At 38.5% G+C, this 17,340-nt stretch carries 12 protein-coding genes and 4 pseudogenes; 13 read left to right on the top strand and 3 right to left on the bottom strand.

Annotation, left to right across the window (positions count from 1 at the left end):
• Window positions 1-379: 379 nt before the first annotated feature.
• Window positions 380-1,267 (bottom strand): IS110 family RNA-guided transposase, encoded by an 888-nt coding sequence (locus AF333_RS22295; RefSeq protein ID WP_200907895.1) that lies wholly within the window; start codon window positions 1,265-1,267, stop codon window positions 380-382.
• 211 nt (window positions 1,268-1,478) lie between these two features.
• Between AF333_RS22295 and AF333_RS22290 the strand changes: the two genes are divergently transcribed.
• The 5 genes from AF333_RS22290 to AF333_RS22265 all read left to right on the top strand — a co-directional run bounded on the left by AF333_RS22290 (window position 1,479) and on the right by AF333_RS22265 (window position 10,100).
• Window positions 1,479-1,781 carry an ArsR/SmtB family transcription factor gene (locus AF333_RS22290; protein WP_043065898.1) on the top strand — a complete coding sequence of 101 codons (303 nt, stop codon included), beginning with the start codon at window positions 1,479-1,481 and terminating at the stop codon, window positions 1,779-1,781.
• A gap of 180 nt (window positions 1,782-1,961) precedes the next feature.
• Window positions 1,962-3,143 carry an MFS transporter gene (locus AF333_RS22285; protein WP_043065882.1) on the top strand — a complete coding sequence of 394 codons (1,182 nt, stop codon included), beginning with the start codon at window positions 1,962-1,964 and terminating at the stop codon, window positions 3,141-3,143.
• A gap of 1,139 nt (window positions 3,144-4,282) precedes the next feature.
• Window positions 4,283-7,159 carry a cadherin-like beta sandwich domain-containing protein gene (locus tag AF333_RS22280; protein ID WP_235496847.1) on the top strand — a complete coding sequence of 959 codons (2,877 nt, stop codon included), beginning with the start codon at window positions 4,283-4,285 and terminating at the stop codon, window positions 7,157-7,159.
• Window positions 7,160-7,889: 730 nt separating this feature from the next.
• The gene (locus tag AF333_RS22270) at window positions 7,890-8,906 is read left to right on the top strand and encodes an IS701 family transposase (RefSeq protein WP_052812055.1); all 1,017 of its coding nucleotides are present in this window, start codon (window positions 7,890-7,892) and stop codon (window positions 8,904-8,906) included.
• Window positions 8,907-9,212: 306 nt separating this feature from the next.
• The gene (locus AF333_RS22265; RefSeq protein WP_043065885.1) at window positions 9,213-10,100 is read left to right on the top strand and encodes a helix-turn-helix transcriptional regulator; all 888 of its coding nucleotides are present in this window, start codon (window positions 9,213-9,215) and stop codon (window positions 10,098-10,100) included.
• 244 nt (window positions 10,101-10,344) lie between these two features.
• On the opposite strand, the gene AF333_RS22260 is transcribed toward AF333_RS22265, so the two are convergent.
• Window positions 10,345-10,536, bottom strand: coding sequence for a hypothetical protein (locus AF333_RS22260; protein WP_043065886.1), 192 nt, complete (start codon window positions 10,534-10,536; stop codon window positions 10,345-10,347).
• 39 nt (window positions 10,537-10,575) lie between these two features.
• On the opposite strand from AF333_RS22260, the pseudogene tnpA reads away from it, so the two are divergent.
• The 7 genes and pseudogenes from tnpA to AF333_RS32300 form a co-directional block, all read left to right on the top strand.
• A pseudogene (tnpA, locus tag AF333_RS37690) lies at window positions 10,576-11,310 on the top strand (IS66 family insertion sequence element accessory protein TnpA); the annotation flags it as partial.
• A gap of 684 nt (window positions 11,311-11,994) precedes the next feature.
• A complete protein-coding gene (locus tag AF333_RS36960; RefSeq protein WP_307723451.1) occupies window positions 11,995-12,258 on the top strand; it encodes a hypothetical protein in 264 nt (87 codons plus the stop codon).
• Window positions 12,212-12,959, top strand: a pseudogene (locus AF333_RS32305) (serine hydroxymethyltransferase); the annotation flags it as partial. The gene AF333_RS36960 and the pseudogene AF333_RS32305, both read left to right, overlap by 47 nt.
• 131 nt (window positions 12,960-13,090) lie before the next feature.
• Entirely contained in the window at window positions 13,091-14,212 is a 1,122-nt protein-coding gene (locus AF333_RS22240) for a DegT/DnrJ/EryC1/StrS family aminotransferase (RefSeq protein WP_043065887.1), read from the top strand.
• 23 nt (window positions 14,213-14,235) lie between these two features.
• A complete protein-coding gene (locus AF333_RS22235; protein WP_043065888.1) occupies window positions 14,236-14,727 on the top strand; it encodes a DUF1648 domain-containing protein in 492 nt (163 codons plus the stop codon).
• A 175-nt stretch (window positions 14,728-14,902) separates the two neighbouring features.
• Entirely contained in the window at window positions 14,903-15,628 is a 726-nt protein-coding gene (locus AF333_RS22230) for a CPBP family intramembrane glutamic endopeptidase (RefSeq protein ID WP_043065889.1), read from the top strand.
• A gap of 148 nt (window positions 15,629-15,776) precedes the next feature.
• Window positions 15,777-16,042: pseudogene (locus tag AF333_RS32300) on the top strand (IS4 family transposase); the annotation flags it as partial.
• On the opposite strand, the pseudogene AF333_RS36150 reads toward AF333_RS32300, so the two are convergent.
• Window positions 16,036-16,224, bottom strand: a pseudogene (locus AF333_RS36150) (IS4 family transposase); the annotation flags it as partial. The pseudogenes AF333_RS32300 and AF333_RS36150 sit on opposite strands and share 7 nt — an antisense overlap.
• Before the next feature lie 167 nt (window positions 16,225-16,391).
• Here AF333_RS36150 and AF333_RS22225 point away from each other — a divergent pair.
• The gene (locus tag AF333_RS22225; protein WP_043065890.1) at window positions 16,392-17,324 is read left to right on the top strand and encodes a DUF4179 domain-containing protein; all 933 of its coding nucleotides are present in this window, start codon (window positions 16,392-16,394) and stop codon (window positions 17,322-17,324) included.
• Window positions 17,325-17,340: the final 16 nt, after the last annotated feature.

Below are 17,340 nucleotides of genomic sequence, written 5' to 3'. Positions count from 1 at the left end.
CGGCGCACGTTCGGTAGTGAAACACCTAGTGCATAGTTGAACATGAGGGTTCTCCTTACCGGGGCTTTGCCTTCGAGCCAAACCTTCAAAATCTCTCTTTTTAGTTTAAAAGATAAGGGATTGTTGATTACGTAGACGATTAAGCAGCGTTAAACTCTTCGAGTTTTTTCTTCTCTATGGCACATCCAATAGCCCAAATAAACCTAATCAATTCTCGAGCGACCGCGACGGCGGCGTGTTTACCACCTCTGCCACGGGAAGTAATTCGATGATACTTTTTATGAAGACGATGTTGGGCTTTCCAAGCAATCCGCTGTGCTTCAGGATCTTGTCCTTCTTGCCGTTTCAGAAGTTCTCCTTTCAAGGATGGACGATGACGTTAGGCCCAGGCACACTCCACTAAGGCACGACGAATCTGGACATTTCCGATTTTCGTAATGGAACCTTGCCAACGACTTGATCGGCTGGAATATTCCTTTGGAACCAGACCTGCATAGGATATCAATTGCCTTGGATTTATAAACCGAGAAAACTGTCCAATCTCCGCCACTAACGTGACGGCTGTGACTTCGGCTACACCCCGTAAGGTTTGTAAGGCCTGAATCACCGGGGCGTGTTCACTCTGCATCGCTTCCTCGTGAATTTGGGCTTCGATTCGCTTCATTCGCTCTTCTACTTCGTGAATGGTATGAAGATACTCTTGAAATACAATCCGTAAGGATGACTTTTCAAACGTAAGGGTATTGAGCCAGTCCCGATGTTTGACGGACCAATTCCGTGTTTCTTGAGCCGGACGTATATCATGCCGAAGCAGGAAATGATTCAATCTCTGACGGGCTCGTTGTAAGTCTTCTCTTATATCATGCCGTGCACGAATCAAATCACGTAACGCTTCGTGATCTTCATCAGGAGTCCATACAGCCGTTAGTTCTCCAGCTCGAAGAAGCTGAGCTAACCTAAGGGAATCTCTGCGATCGGTTTTCACACGATCCCCAGCTCGACGGGGGATAAGAGTAGGGGCCACTACAATACAATCGATACCCATAGATAAAAGGAATCTTACGATTCCATAACCAGTCGATCCAGCTTCATAGCAAACATGTAAATCTTCAGGGTTACCCAGCTTTCTCATTAGTTTACGAATCGCTTCTGGTTGATTGGGAATATTTCCATGAAAGCGAGGCTCTCCACGTCCTGCCTCCGCCACGCCAACTGAAATCATTTCTTTTGATACGTCTAAACCCACAAATTTTTGTACATCCTTCATACTAATCGGCTCCTTTCGTTTGTAGCTCTACATTTGGTTTTGGTAGAGGTGAACACTACCATTGTTGCCAAGTGCAATCTACGGTAAGCGAAGTGGGGCCGTTTCGTTCATTATGACTAACGGGCAGGGGGGGAATACTCGAATTATATGGAGAACATCTATCAAAATCAAACATATTGACACATCGGAATATCACGATATAATTATTCATATGGAACCAATTGAAATCTTCAAAGCCTTATCAAATGAATCAAGGTTACAAATTTTGCAATGGCTGAAGGAGCCTGATCGTCATTTTATACCCCACGAAGGGATTGATATGAACACAACAGGGGTATGTGTTAGTCAAATAACAGAGAAATTGAAGATGACGCAATCAACTGCTTCCCAATATCTCACCATACTTTTACGAGCTGGGCTTATTAAAACAGAACGAATAGGAAAGTATACGTACTATAAAAGGGACGAAGAGGCTATTAAAAAAATTGCTGACTTATTCAAAAATGAGATATGAGAATGAAACTGAATTTATTTTAGAGAGTTCAGTTTCATTCCTTCATAACAAAATAAACATTTAGAATTTTTTATTTTTATGGCATACATATCGACATATTACGATATGTATATTTTTAAAGTGATCATATCGTTATTTTGGGATATGTGAATGCGTAAGATGATTAAGGAGTGAATTATTATGTCTAACACTTGGAAAATTTACATTTTAGCCGTTACCAGCTTTTTAGTAGGGACCTCAGAGTACATAATCTCCGGTATTTTGGATAATATAGCTGATACACTTGGGATAACCTTAGCTGCTGCGGGCCAGCTAATTACGATTTTTTCACTTGTATATGCTATTTTCACACCAATTCTCATGGCGTTGACAGCAAGTATGGATAGACGTAGATTAATGATTTATTCTCTCAGTTTGTTTGTTATAGGAAATATCTTGGCATTTGTCCTTCCTGGTTATGGGTGGTTTATTGTTGCACGAGTAATTATGGCATTGGGAGCAGGAATGGTTGTTGTAACGGCATTAACGATTGCTGCCAAGATCGCATCGGAAGGTAAGCAAGGTAGTGCAATCGCTACTGTAGTCATGGGATTTACTGCTTCTCTCATTATTGGTGTTCCCCTTGGAAGAATGACAGCAGAAGCATTCGGCTGGAAATCTGTTTTTGGTGGGATTGCTCTATTGGGATTAGTGGCAATGATGGTTATATTCCTTGCTCTTCCACATACTAAAGGAGATAAGCCCGTACCTCTACTTCAACAGCTTTCTCTTTTGAGGAAACGAAAAGTCGCGGTTGGTTTATCTATCACTTTTTTTTGGCTCGGGGGATATTCCATTGCTTATACCTATCTGTCACCATACCTCCTTACTATTTCAGGGATAAGCGACAAGTTGCTAAGTGGAGTTTTGCTTATATTTGGAATAGCTAGTTTAGTTGGATCGAAGTTTGGGGGATATAGTACCGATCGATGGGGAGTGTCCTTTACACTGATTGGTGGAATGGCCTTACATATTATCACGCTGATTTTGTTATCACTCGTAACCCACTCATATTTCGGAGTGTTGTTTATTCTAATATTGTGGTCGTTTGCGGCATGGTCTACAGGCCCGACGCAACAATATCACTTAGCTACAATCGAACCAGAATTATCGGGTGTATTGCTTGGTATTAATCAGTCAATGATGCAATTAGCTATGGCTGTAGGTGCAGGAATAGGAGGTATTTTTGTAGAGAAAGTATCACTGGCTTCCATTACTTGGATTGGGGCATTTTGGGTTGCGATCGCTATTGTTGCTTCTTTGATAGCTTCCGGTTCAAATTCTAAAGAGAAATCATCGAATTTAAAAGAGATAAACCAGTAATACGAATCAAATAGGTTTCCTTTAGTCATTGAACGGAGCACAGCCTTTTCATTCAGGTAGAAAGATTTCATAAATAATAAGGGTTTCTTAGTTGAAGAATCATAAAGAAATAAAAATTATTAAATATTCAGCAATCGGACGCTTTCATTTAAAAAGAATGCGTCTTTTTGTATTGAGTAAGATTTAACAACTACCATTTTTAGCGATTGGTAGTTGTTAAATTGTAATTGTGGAAGAGATTGTGAAAGTATGTACTCAAACCAAAGGGTGCAAGAGTTCAAGAAAGGAGATGCTGTTGCGGTAACCTCTTTTTTCTTATTGTGCTAACGGGAATCGATAATTAAAGAAGAGAATTATTTGTATGTGATACAGTAAAGAATTTTTTTGTCACGAAAATGCTTAAAAAATATGTTTTATGTTTGCATTAGTAAAGTTTATTTTTGTAACACCGTTTGAAGTTTAAACGGTGTTTTCTATTTTGGAGCTATTTTCGAGTAAAGAACATTGTTGTCAGCCAACAGTTTTCCCATTCTCTTTTAGTTCCAGTGTTCTGTGCCAAAGATTAATATAAATCTCTTTCTCAGCAAATGCTGAGAGTGGGAAAAGGCTTATCATCATTGTAATGAGTAAAAAGGAAGATATTCGTTTCATTAGCTTTCACCTATTTGCAACCAAATTTATTGTCATTATGAATTTCCCCCATGCCCATCAAGTTAAGAAAACTATTCCTAAAAATACACATCATCCTTTTCTTATATGAGATTTCAACATCTTATGTAAGAAAATACTGATAAAAGACATTACGAAATAAAATTTTCTACCCATAATAAACCATCTTAATTGTATAACACCTTAACAACCTAGTAGGCATAAAGAATCAGGCGGGATTGTGAGTCATGAATTATATTTATGATTTACAAGTCCTGTTTCGAAAAGTAAAATTTTAATGAAAAGAAAAACAATAAGACGGTGCCATTTTATTAAAAATGCTCTTGTGTAAAGAAAAATAACTTAAAAAAGAAACTACTATTTTTTGCTTTATTTTAAAAGGGGGGAAAGTATTGTACAAACATAAAGGCTTCAAACTCATATCTATGTTTCTATCCATATGGTTAGTCGGCTCCTTGTTACTACCCTCTATGATAAGTACAACTTATGCTAGCGCTGTTATTGATTCGCCAACAAAAACAAAAGTTATCGACAACCCTTCGAATGTTAATGCCGCTCCGCTCTATAACGGAATTAGTGTTGTTGGACTAAGTGGCGGGAAAACAGGAATTCTATACAAAGAACAGGACACAAAGAATTGGTATTATAAAATAGTAGATCCACATGGTACCCCTACTTTCTTTTCTCAAATTAATACTCCTTCTTATATGGGGAAACGATCAGCGAACTTCTTTTACATGAAAGCATTTGCCCTTGCAGGTGAAAAAACGCTAATTACATGGGAAGGTACCTCAGGCGGAACGGATAGAAAGACGGGAAATCCAAACCAATTTATTATCCTAGATGGAAATGGTGACGTACTTGTCGGCCCTGTTGATATCAATAATGTAACGGCAACGTATAATGGAGATACCGATGTTGCTGAATTATCTAATGGGAACATTGCATTTGTTTGGCAAGGAGAAGCCTTTAATTATTTACTTCGCATTTTCAATATTTCATCAAAGTCGTTCACTTCTGATCCTATTACTACGATAGAATCTAGCCAATCACCACATACGATAATTGCTAATAAAAACGGGACATTTCTGGTTGCACAAAAGTCTGAAGGAACCTTATACCATAACGATGGTACTCAAAAAAAGGCTTCTTTCCCTATCTCGGTTACTGGAAATGACAAAAAACAAGGAGTAGCCTTATCAAACGGTAGTTTTGCTATTCTATACAATAGGGATGAATCTCCAAATTATGAAGTAAGAATTATTTCTGATACAGGATCTGTTACAAGTATCTCGGGTGATACCTCAGCATTAGATGGGTACCCGGTTCTTGTCGGTTTGAAAAATGGAGGCTTTTTAGTTGCTGATACATTCACTGATGGATCAGGACGTTGGTTTTATAAAGCAAGAGAATATAAGAATGATGGCATAGTTTCTAAGGATTGGGGTGTTGTTGATTCAGATTATGTAAGAGAATTTGGTGTGTTTTGGTCTAGATATGAGGGCGGATTTGGGATGTACAATGATGCAACAGGAAACCTTGTTCATCATGCTATTTCTTCAGTATCCAATAATGCAGATTTAAGCAATCTAACGCTTAGCCAAGGTACGTTAGCACCAGTTTTTGCATCTGGTACTACTACCTATACAGCAAGTGTAGACAACTCGGTAAGTAGTGTAACCGTCACACCAACGGTGGCTGATTCTACGGCAACGGTAGTAGTGAATGGAGTACCAGTGACTTCGGGTTCTGCTTCCATTCCTTTAAATACGGGTTCAAACACGATTACTATCGTGGTCACAGCGCAGAATGGTAACACGAAGACATACAGTATAGTGATAACACGAGGCGCCTCAACCAATGCAAATGCAAGTAGTATCGCATCGTCGGTTGGCGATCTGACGCCGGCCTTTACATCAGCACATACGGATTACACCGTCAACGTTCCTCACCATACAACTGAGGATACTATTACTGTCATTCCAGAGGATCCTGGAGCTATGGTAAATATAGAAGAAGCAAACCCTCTACAAGTAGGGGAAAATATTTTTAAGGTCACGATTACAGCACCAGACGGTGTCACGAAAAAAACGTACACGATTACCGTAATGCGTGCAGGTTCCAACAATGCTAATTTGCAAACCTTACAAGTAAGCCCAGGAACATTGAAACCGATATTTTCTCCAGATATAAATGCTTATACGGTACATGTCGCACGTTCGGTTTCAGCGGTTACACTGACAGCAAATCCAGCCGATCGCGAAGCAAGGGTATCTATGAATGGAAAAGTAACCACAGAGGATACCATCACGCTCGACACAGATACCATGGTAATTCCTATTGTTGTAACCGCTCAGGATGGTGGAAAGAAAACCTATACAGTGACCGTAGAAAGAGAAAAATCAGGTAATGCACACCTACGGAATCTAACCGTCAATCATGGCACGTTAACACCGGCTTTTTCTTCTGAAACAGCGCAGTATCAACTGAATGTAGGCCATTCAATATCATCGATCAATCTGACAGCAGAAGGAGCAGACCCGGATGCAAGGATTGCGATTAATGGGAAAGTAACTACCTCAGATTCCATTTCATTAAACGTAGGAACGACATCTATCAACATTGTAGTTACAGCTCCAAATGGAGAAGCGAAAACGTATATTTTGAACGTAACGCGTGCTACAGCCCCTAGCAGTGGCGGTGGGGGAGGCGGTAGTAGAGGCAGCGGCCGAGATCGGTCTGATACAACAACTCAACCTGTGAAAGAACCCGAAGCACCGAAGCCACCAATAGAAGAAACACAGAAACCTATAATCGTACCGTCTGATGTTACAGGTCACTGGGCACAGGAACGAATCAGCGAAGCGATACGAAGAGGAATCGTTACTGGGTATCCGGATGGCACATTCCGACCGAATGAGCCGGTTACACGCCTGCAGTGGATTTCTTTCCTCGTTCGTGCTCTTCATTTACAGGGGGAGGGTGCAAGGCTCAACTTTACAGATAAGGGAGAAATTCCAGCTTGGGGCCAATCGGATGTAGCTGTCGCTGTTGCAAATGGATTGATTAGCGGCTACCCTGACGGAAGCTTTCGACCCAATCAGGAAATTACACGTGCGGAGATGGTAAGTATCCTGGCCCGAATCCTAAAATTGAAACCAGATAAAGGGCTCCAATCCTCTTTCTCAGATAGCAAAGCAATTCCAGCATGGGCGCAAGAGGACGTAGCAGCCGTAGCCAATAAAGGATTGATTCAAGGAAGGGGAAACAATGTATTTGCACCCAATGTTTCTACGACACGAGCAGAGGCGATTGTACTTCTACTAACGATGCTCGATAAGAAATAAAAAAAGATGAAAAAGCCTGACACTGCATTCTACGTAATCCAAGTGTCAGGCTTTTATTATTTATCAAGTGGTTATTAGGAGCAGTACCAGCGTCCATGACACCAAGGGCAAGTGTATGTAATAAATCGGTAATCTGTCTCGAAACGATCGGTTGTGCTATAGAACAATTTCTGCTCACTCGAGCAAGATAACAGTCTTCTTCAATTTGGAATAGAAATTTATGTTTCGAGATGAATTCCTTTGTACTTTGATATCGATGATGAGCGATGACTCCAAAGAGTTTTCGATCTTCTAACTTTTAAAAGAAAAACCCTCTTTTAACCCGGGAAAAAGAGGGGTCTATAAAATAAAAAAAGAAGAACGATGGAACCTGGCAAATCATGCCCTCCACCACAGAAGGGAAATTCAAAGGAGGATACCTTTTGTTTATTTTATTCCCCTATTTTACCTAAAGAAACGGCTAATGCCTTGTTAGATGAAGTGGAATTGCAAAAAATCCCCCCTTCTGAACAAGGCAAGCAGAAGGGGGGATTTACAGACCTGGGTTTAGAAGGAATTAAAACGATTGTTTGAATCAAGAAGGAAATTTTTATAATCATATTCTTATTAATTGTAGTTGCCCAAAAACACTTACACAAATTTGCAATTGAATAGAAAAGAGACATATCTCTTCACCCTGTGTAAAAATAGAAGTACCACCAACCACTTTTACGCAAAGGAGAAGACTTATATGCCTCTTACGTATAGGGTAGCACATCAACAGGAAATCAACAATATTTTACGTACCTGGCGTTTCCCACTTTATTTTTCTAAGCCGGTAATGAACCATAGGGTTCATTTTCTCGATGGGGTGATGACCAGAGGTTTTTCTGGAACGTTAACCGATATCCATCGTGAAAGCTGCTATTCACAAGACCGACGGACACTGAGCCATTTTCTTACTCATGGAAAGTGGAATGAGCAGCATTTGATGCGTATAATTCAGCAACAATCATGGGAGAGCATCAAGAGGGAAGTGAAACATACACAAGAGCCGATTTTTGTTATTATCGATGATACGGTCTGTAGAAAGACAAAGCCCTCGTCACAGGCATTGTCCTCTATGCAAGGAACAGATTTTCACTATTCCCATACCGAAGGTAAGTCAGTATGGGGGCATGCAGTCGTTCAGGAGTTCATTCGATGTGGTGAAAAAGCATTCCCTTATGCGTTTAGCCGATACGAATCAGAGCAAAACAGCAAAATTGATATTGCATGTGAACTGCTTTCTATGGTGCCAAAAAGTTCTTTTTCTACTTATGTTCTTATGGATACATGGTATCCTGCTCAATCTGTACTCGAAACCTGCGCTTTATCTGGATTTCACGTCATTAGCGGTATAAAAACCAATCGTATTATTTATCCATATGGTATTCGGCAGTCAATAAAGGAATTTGCCTCGCACATCCATAAAGAAGATACCGACCTTGTGACCGTCGGTCACGCTTCTTATCACGTCTATCGTTATGAAGGCAAGCTAAATTTCATTGAAAATGCTGTGGTACTACTGTGTTGGGATGCGACCCAGCCAATGACTCTCCAAACTATGCGAGCATTCTTAAGTACAGACGTTTCCTTATCTAATGAGCAAATTCTAACGTACTACAGTAAACGTTGGGCGATTGAGACTTATTTTCGTACCATGAAAAGCAACTTTTCCTTTAACGGTTATCAAATACGTAGTACCGTTGCAATGAAGCGGTTTTGACACTGCTTTCTTTTACAGCCATGTTCTGTAGTGTAACAGGACACGGTGATATCTTAACAGGACTATGAAGTTGGTAAAACAAAAAGACAGAGAGTCGGATCGAATTTGTTTACTATGAAGCAAAGGCAGGAACGCAGCCGGATTTGATAAAAAATCAGTTACAAGCTACCTAGGGGAGCCTTCGGTTCTTTCTACATGGTAAACTTTGCATCAAATTTTGGGCAAGTCTAGTAAGTAAAACAAAGCAATATAAGTCAAAAAAGCTCTTGCCTTTTTTGTTATCCTTTTTGTAAGGAGGTTCAGAGAATGAGTTACAGTCCCATCATACAAAAGACGATTGAGTATATAGAGAAAAACTTACATGAAGAACTATCCTTAGAAAGTATTGCTCAGTTTGCTAGATTTTCAAAGTATCACTATCATCGTATTTTTCAAAAAGAGGTTGGTGTAACTGTATCTGAATATATTCGATATCGAAGAATTGCCAATTCAGCTAACATGTTACTTTATACGGATGAAAAGATAATAGATATTGCTTTCTATTATCGCTTTGAAACGCAGGAATCATTTACTCGTTCATTTAAGAAATATTACCATTTACCGCCAGGGCAATACCGTAAAATTATAGGCAAATTAACTTTACAAAGGGAGGAAATCGTGTTGAAAAATGAACAGTTATTAAAAGGATGGAAGTTAAGTGGTAGTCATCCGTTTAATTATCAGATGGGAATTGATAGAGAAAACTTTCATAAGGGGAGGGCATCTGGATTTCTAAAATCTTTTACCGTCCAATCCCAAGGCGAATTTGCAACGATGATGCAGGGATTTAAAGCTGAGAAGTATCTGGGCAAAAGGTTAAAGCTCTCTGGATTTTTAAAATCCAAAGATGTTGATGGATTCTGTGGATTTTGGATGCGAGTCGATGATGCATTTCATGATATACTGCAATTTGATAATATGAGTGACCGCCCCATTGTAGGAAATACAGAGTGGAATCATTATCACATTGTTTTAGATGTACCAAAAAACAGTGCAGTCATTGCCTTTGGTGTTTTACTTTCGGGAAATGGGCAAGTATGGATTGATGAACTTAAATTTGAGGAAGTTGATAAACAAACACCAACAACCAACATTGATTTTTCTGCTGACCTTTTAGATGAACCTACTAATTTATCTTTTGAAGAGTGGGAGTAGATGATATTAAATTTTTTAATGGCTTTAATGAAGAGTTTTTTGTATCTTGAGAGCATCAAAATGGCAATTATCCTTTGCTTGATAACTAGAACTGTTTACTTTGTTAGGCAAAGGAAAAAACGAGTAGAATAGGTATGGAAATATTTTACTATGTGTTGAATAGAGATTCAGCCTGTAAGAAACACTAAAAAGCAAACTTAGAAAATAACAGGTTGAATGTCATAACAATAGATGATTGAGAAGATTATAGATTTAATAAATGATGCAACAATCTGTCTTTATCCTCAAAAAATTGTTTCATGATACGATAATGATTGGTTTCTTCCAGCGAAGTTTCTTTTGCCCCTTCCTCTGTAAACTCGATAATTTTCGCATTTGAATACGACATGATGGTAAGCGTCAAATATTCCACACCTGCCACTTGTAAATAACCCATGAGATAATCTCCTTACATACTACATGTGGAGGTTTTTTTATGGAAAAACACCTATTAAAGAAAGAATGGGAAGCTTATATTCAAGACTATAAAAACAGTGGACTATCAAAGGTTGCCTGGTGTCAAAAACAGAACCTACCGGTTCATCGGCTATATTACTGGCTGAAAAAATTATCGCCTGGACAGGTATCGGACTCGGCCCATGAGGCATCATCACTTGCAGGTGAAGGACAAAAAGTTATCGATAGTACCGTGTATAGCATCCGCTCTGTCCGCGAGAATGTAGAACGTTCTGCGGAAATGGTGCATAACCTCGGTACACATTCCGAGAAAATCGGACACATCGTTGAATTTATTCAGGGAATCGCAGGTCAGACCAACTTACTGGCGCTTAACGCCGCAATTGAGGCTGCAAGGGCCGGAGAACAGGGGCGGGGATTTGCGGTAGTAGCTGATGAGGTAAGAAAACTCGCCGAGGAAGCCGGTACAGCCGCGGGCAAAATCCAACATGTCATCGAAAACATCCAATCTGAGATTGCGCAGGTAGCCGAAAGTATGGCCGGTAGCACGACGGCGAGCGAACGGAGTGTGGAGAGTGCCCGGGAAGCGGAAACTTCATTCCATCAGATTAGTGAAGCGATCGAATCCTTGAACAGGCAGATGACTGAAGTCTCAGCCGCCGTCCAACAAATTGCTGCCGGGTCGAATCAGATGACCCATTCGGTACAATCTGTAGTCAAAATTGCGGAAGAGACGGCCGACAGCACACAGACANGCCATGCCATTCTCATGTAGATTTAAAATAAAGTTTAACTGTTTATAATAAAGTTGTACCGTTTATAAAAAAGATGAACCGAAATATCTTATTTTAATAAAGGAGAGGTTTCGGTTTTTCTTATTGTATTAGAGGTCTCGTCACATCGCCATCAAGCTAGTGGAAAGGAAAAGTTGAGAATCGGGAAACCTGATCATTTTTACTTTCCAATATAAATTTTAGGCATGTTCAAATAAGCCCTACCACCCATTTAAGGGCAGTGGGACATTTTATTTACTCCTTTATAACCACCTAACTATATACAAGTATCTAAGTGGCTTCGAAAAATACATACGATTTCATTCTAGGGAGTTACAAAATTTTAACTTGATGATGTAGCACTCCCTCTTTTCACAAATCAATATCATAGGAAATAACTATTATTATAATAATAATTATTATATTGAACAATCATTTTTGTCGATTTATACTGAATTCGATGCACGGAACCATTATATGAAGATAATTGAATTTCATAATGGATCGTCATCGCACGCCGTTATTTACCGCTTTGATCGAATATGTAAGTTTGAACCTAGTATAGTATATACTAGGCTGTAAAGCGTTGTTTGCCGTACAAAAGACAAGTGTCGAGGGCGTGATGATATGTAGATATGCGGACTGGACAATAAAACCATCGTGCCATGCAATCTGTAATCATCTTGGCCGGCGGCTCCAAGTCTATCTTTATTACTGGAGAATGGAATGATGGCATTTCCGATTGCTTGATAAAGAAGGTCATCAAGCGGTATCCGGATGCTGAGACCGCGCTTATGTTCAATCTAACTTATTTGGGTATATGTACCAATTTGAAGGTAATAGTTAATATTGCCCGTTATTACAACATCCCCGTCCTGATTGAGGAAGCGAATGGGACACTTGTCCGGCGCCGAACATGCAATGTGTAATTTCATTCAGGGATTCAAGCGAATATGGCCATGTACTTTGCCGCTGTAAAACCTAGGGATACGATCTTGGGTATGAATCTGTCACATGTAAGCCCAGTGAATTTCAACGGTGTGCAATATAAATTCATTCAGTACAAAGTTCGTGAGGATAATCAGTGTATAAATTAAAATAATATTCTTCAAATTAAGAAAATAAAAAACTTGTTATCGCTGGGGCGAGTGCTTACCCATGCGAGATTGATTTCAAGAAATTCCGTGAGAGCGCCGACGAAGTGGGTGCGTTCTTTATGGCGGAAATTGCTCGTATTGCCGGTCTTATAGCGGCAGATCTGCATCGAAATCCACTTCCATATGCTCATTTTGTAACCACAACAACCTATAAAACCCTTCGTGGATCTTGTGGTGGCATGATTTTGTGTAAGGAGGAAACTGGAAAAGAGTACGGTCAAAAGCTTAATAAAGCAATTTTTCCAGGTCTTTAAGGTGGACTTCTTATGCACGTGATTGCCGCAAAAACCGTATCACTTGGTGAAGCACTTACTGAAGAGTTCAAAACATATGTCCAGGCCATTATTACAGGCGCTAAGCGACTGGCGAAGACATTACAGTCAGAGGGCGTAGACATTGTATTCAGTGGAACAGATAATCACTTGCTCCTGCTAGACTTACATTCACTTGGCGTAACGGGAAAAGTAGCGGAAGTGAGGGACCGAGTATCTTCTCTGACTAGTCCATTTCCTTTGTATTAGAGATGTTAGCTAATGGAAAAAGACGAAATGCAATAATTTATAATACTATAAATGAAGGCGTTATGAATAAGGAGAATCTATATATGAAAATACCCATGTTAGACCTTTCAGAACAATACCAATCGTTAAGATATGAAATTATAAATTCTTTAGATGCAGTATTGCTATCCTCAACATTTATATTGGGGGACCATGTAAAGAGGTTAGAACAAGATGTAGCCTCTCTTTCTAATGCTTTGTTTGGAGTGGGTGTTGCTAATGGAAGTGATGCATTGCATATTTCTTTACAAGCTTGTGGTGTAAAGCCTGGAGATGAAGTCATCACAACTCCATTTACGTTCTTTGCAACGGCTGGTGCTATTGTAAGGGCTGGTGCTAAACCAGTTTTTGTTGATATCGATCCAGTAACTTTTAATATTGACCCTACAAAAATTGAACAAGCCATAACTAAAAATACGAGGGCAATTATCCCTGTTCATCTTTATGGACAGGCAACTGATATGAATCCAATCTTAGAAATTGCTAGAAAATATGATTTATATGTAGTAGATGATGCAGCACAAGCAATCGGTGCCGAATATAAAGGGAAAAAAGTTGGAGAATTAGGTCATACAACGTGCTTTAGTTTCTTTCCAACCAAGAATCTAGGCGCTTATGGTGATGGTGGCATGATTGTAACAAAAGATTCTAAGATTGCCGAAAAGATGAGAATTATCCGAGTACATGGTAGTAAACCAAAATATTATCACCAAGTCTTAGGATATAATAGTCGGTTAGACGAGCTACAAGCGGCCGTATTAAACATTAAATTACAACATCTTGCAAGATGGAACATGTTGCGCAGGGAAAAAGCAACTGCATATACCAAATTATTAAATGAAAAGCTATCGAATTTTATTGTAACCCCCACAGAGGTAGAAGGTAACTACCACGTTTTTCATCAATATACAATTCGAGTAGAGAAGAGAGATGAGCTTCAAAGATTCCTACAGAAAAATGGAGTTTCAACAATGGTCTATTACCCCGTACCGTTGCATCTTCAGCCCGCATTCCAAGAACTGGGTTATACAGAAGGAGACTTCCTGAATTCAGAAAAAGCAGCAAAAGAGGTATTATCTCTACCAATGTTTCCTGAATTAAAATTAGAACAACAAAAATATATAGTTGATACAATAGAAAAGTTTTTTTCTTCGTATTTTAGTTGATGATAAAATAGAGAGGGAGAATTATGCAGAAAGTAAAGCTAAAACTTCAAACACCGAAAATCGGAAGATATTTTAATTTATTTACATTACTTATCTGTGCTATTTCACTGTCTTATATCTTGATGAATTGGTCGTCTTTCCCTGATTTAGTTCCAAGTCATTATAATGCATTAGGCGAACCTGATGATTGGAGTAATAAATGGTTTATTTTTGTACCTTTATTAATTGGGTTTGTTCTTTGGATAGGAATGTATTTTTTAGAGAAAAATCCTCATTTGCACAACTACTCAGGTCTTACAGAAAGCAATATAGAAAGCCTTTATAAAAATTCTATGTTAACGATTAACTTTATAAAAAATGAATTGTTATTAATGTTTTCATTTAGCAGCTTGGATAATGTCCAAGTTGCAATGGGAAATAAAAGCTTATTGGGTGCTTGGGAGCTACCAGTAGTCTTTATTTTACTATTAGGAACAGTAGCCTTTTTCATTGTACGCTCGATAAAAATAAAGTGAATTGAGCTATAAAAGTTATCAAGCTATGGAGTATGGAGATAAAGCATATGAGCTTTCGGTAGGAGAGATGAGGGGATTTGCTTTTGTTGAAAGACTTCCTATTGTTTCTTTTGAAAAGAATTTAGATCAGTATAACACCTATAGAGGTGAGAGATTAAGGGGATAATAACAATCAATGAACAGTAAGAAATCAATAAATGAATTAGGCATCTTTACAATATATTCTTTATTATATATTTTTATTGTTGCAATATTTTCTGTAGCGATAATGCATTTTCCTATGCCAATTTTAGGAGCCAGAAATTTTACTGAAGATGTATGGTATGTTGTTTTTATTAAAATCATTTTTCTTCTTTTTATTCCTTTATTTATTTATAGCAAACTCGGGCACAAAATTTCTTATATTTTTAAAATTAAATCAAACTGGAAAACTTGTACAGCTATGGCTAGTTGTTATTTTTTTGGAATCCTTCTAAATAGCAGTTATTTAGCAGAGATTAACAGAGCTATTGCAAATGGTGGTATTATAATATGGATCAAATTCACTGTTGGTCTGCTTTTACCGCTTGTGCAAGCGGCTGTTCCTGAAGAAATATTTTATAGATATATCCTTCAGACTCGATTAGAAAAAGTATTTGGAAGCATCTTCGGTATTTTTTTATCTTCCCTCTTGTTCGCTTCATTTCATTTTCCCTCCCGTTATCTGCTTGCAAGTGGAGTAGAGGGATCTGCTGGTGATATCTATTCGATTCTAACGGGAACCATTCTTCCAGTTTTTGTTATAGGAATCATATTGGGATGTTTATGGAGAAGATTTAGAAGTATATGGATATTGATTGCTTTGCATTATGGGATTGATACATTACCATCAATTGCCTCATTATTACAAATCGATAAATGAAATTTTATGAAAATACTATGTAAATCTTGTCTGATCTCTTACTATATACAATCGATACGTTTTAAAACACATTCAGGATAAGAGCTCATAAAATAGAAGAAACTTTTGTACTGCTTATTCAATCTCCGATTAATTTTTTATGAAATACATTGAAATCCTATTTAAAACGTGGAAATCATTCTTTTGCATTCATCAGTGTAAAAAGGTAAAACAGGAATGATTGGAGTGCCATCTGTATGGCCAACTCATTACGATTTTACTGTGTTCTTCTACCATATTTCAAATGTGCCAATTACTCCAGAGAACTGAGCAAGTATAAAGCGATATACATAAATTAAAGATTATTTTCCACTTCTGTTTCAAGCTACACAAAAAAACACTCAAGAGCTATCAAAGATCCTCCTTCACCCATTTTTCTCCAAGAGCGTGTCCAAGCTAAGAAGTATTCTTATTAATTGCTCACCATCCTGCTGTATAGCTTCATATAACAATGGCAGATAGTCCTTTATCATATACATTACTGTATACTCGCTAAGCTCTTCTTTCCACAAAAGTAGCTCCCTCATTTTAAACATAGTATACGAACAAATGAGGATTCAAGGTTCCATCCTAGGCCTAACTTTACATTATGTTATGATTCAAACAGCTAATACCTCAACTATCTTAAAGATTATGGATTGCAAACCGGCAACGCTGCGCAAGAAATATGAACGGCTTCGTAAAAAACTATACCAGAAAAAAATGCGCAAAGGGGGGATGACAAGTGGAGAAATTGCCAAATCAAACTGACTCTCAGGATTTGATGCACATTCGGCACATCATTCAAAACATGGAGATGCCGGTAGATAGCTTCAGCGATAAAATTATGAATCGACTCGAAGAGAAAAATAGAAGAAGCAGCAAAAATAAACATATGAAAAAAACGTTGGTGATTGTATCTACAGCAGCGGCACTAGTAGCCGGTATTATCGGAATTGGCTTTGTTTCACCAGCAATGGCCGAATCGTTAGAAAATATTCCGTTGGTGAGTAACGTCTTCAAGCTGGCGGAAGATCTCGGCCTGCGAACTACTCATGACAAAGATTTAATAACAGAAGCAAATCAGAGCGATACACAGGATGGTATTACGATAAGTGTACCCCAGGTGATGTATGACGGGACGCGTGTCTCTATAGTGATTCACCGAAAAGCATTGGGCTTAACAAGCTATCTTAATGGAAGTTATGTGAATACAAACGGTGAGGTTATCTCGGAACCTGAAGGCACAAAAGGTACAATCCAACGTGTCCATCTGTTTATGAACGGGAAGCCTATTAATCATTTACCTGAATCATTTGCGCGTCAAATTAGTATTGGTTGGGGCCCTGGTACGGATAAGGATTCCGCTATACTTAGGTTTTCTGACTTGTCCAATTTAGGACTCGGTGATCCAGCCTTCCCCGATCAATTCAATTTAACTATGAAACTTACGTTAGAAGGTGTTAACGATCCATTTACAATTAATGTTTCAGTCAAGAAGAACACTAACAATAATATTGTCTTGTCGCCTGGTGTGACTAAAGAGCCGCGTGACCTTAGAAAATCAGAACTCACTCCTACCACAACAAGAGTATCCATGATTGAAGATGGGACATCTAGTGAAATCTCTAAAAGATATAAGGAGCATTCCTGTTTAGAAAGAACAAATGCTGTTTGAAAACAAAAAGTACCTC

The sequence above is a fragment of the Aneurinibacillus migulanus genome, assembly GCF_001274715.1.
Lineage (GTDB): Bacteria > Bacillota > Bacilli > Aneurinibacillales > Aneurinibacillaceae > Aneurinibacillus > Aneurinibacillus migulanus.
Note: the sequence above shows the minus strand (reverse complement) of the source record. Positions and strands in the feature narration are given on the sequence as shown.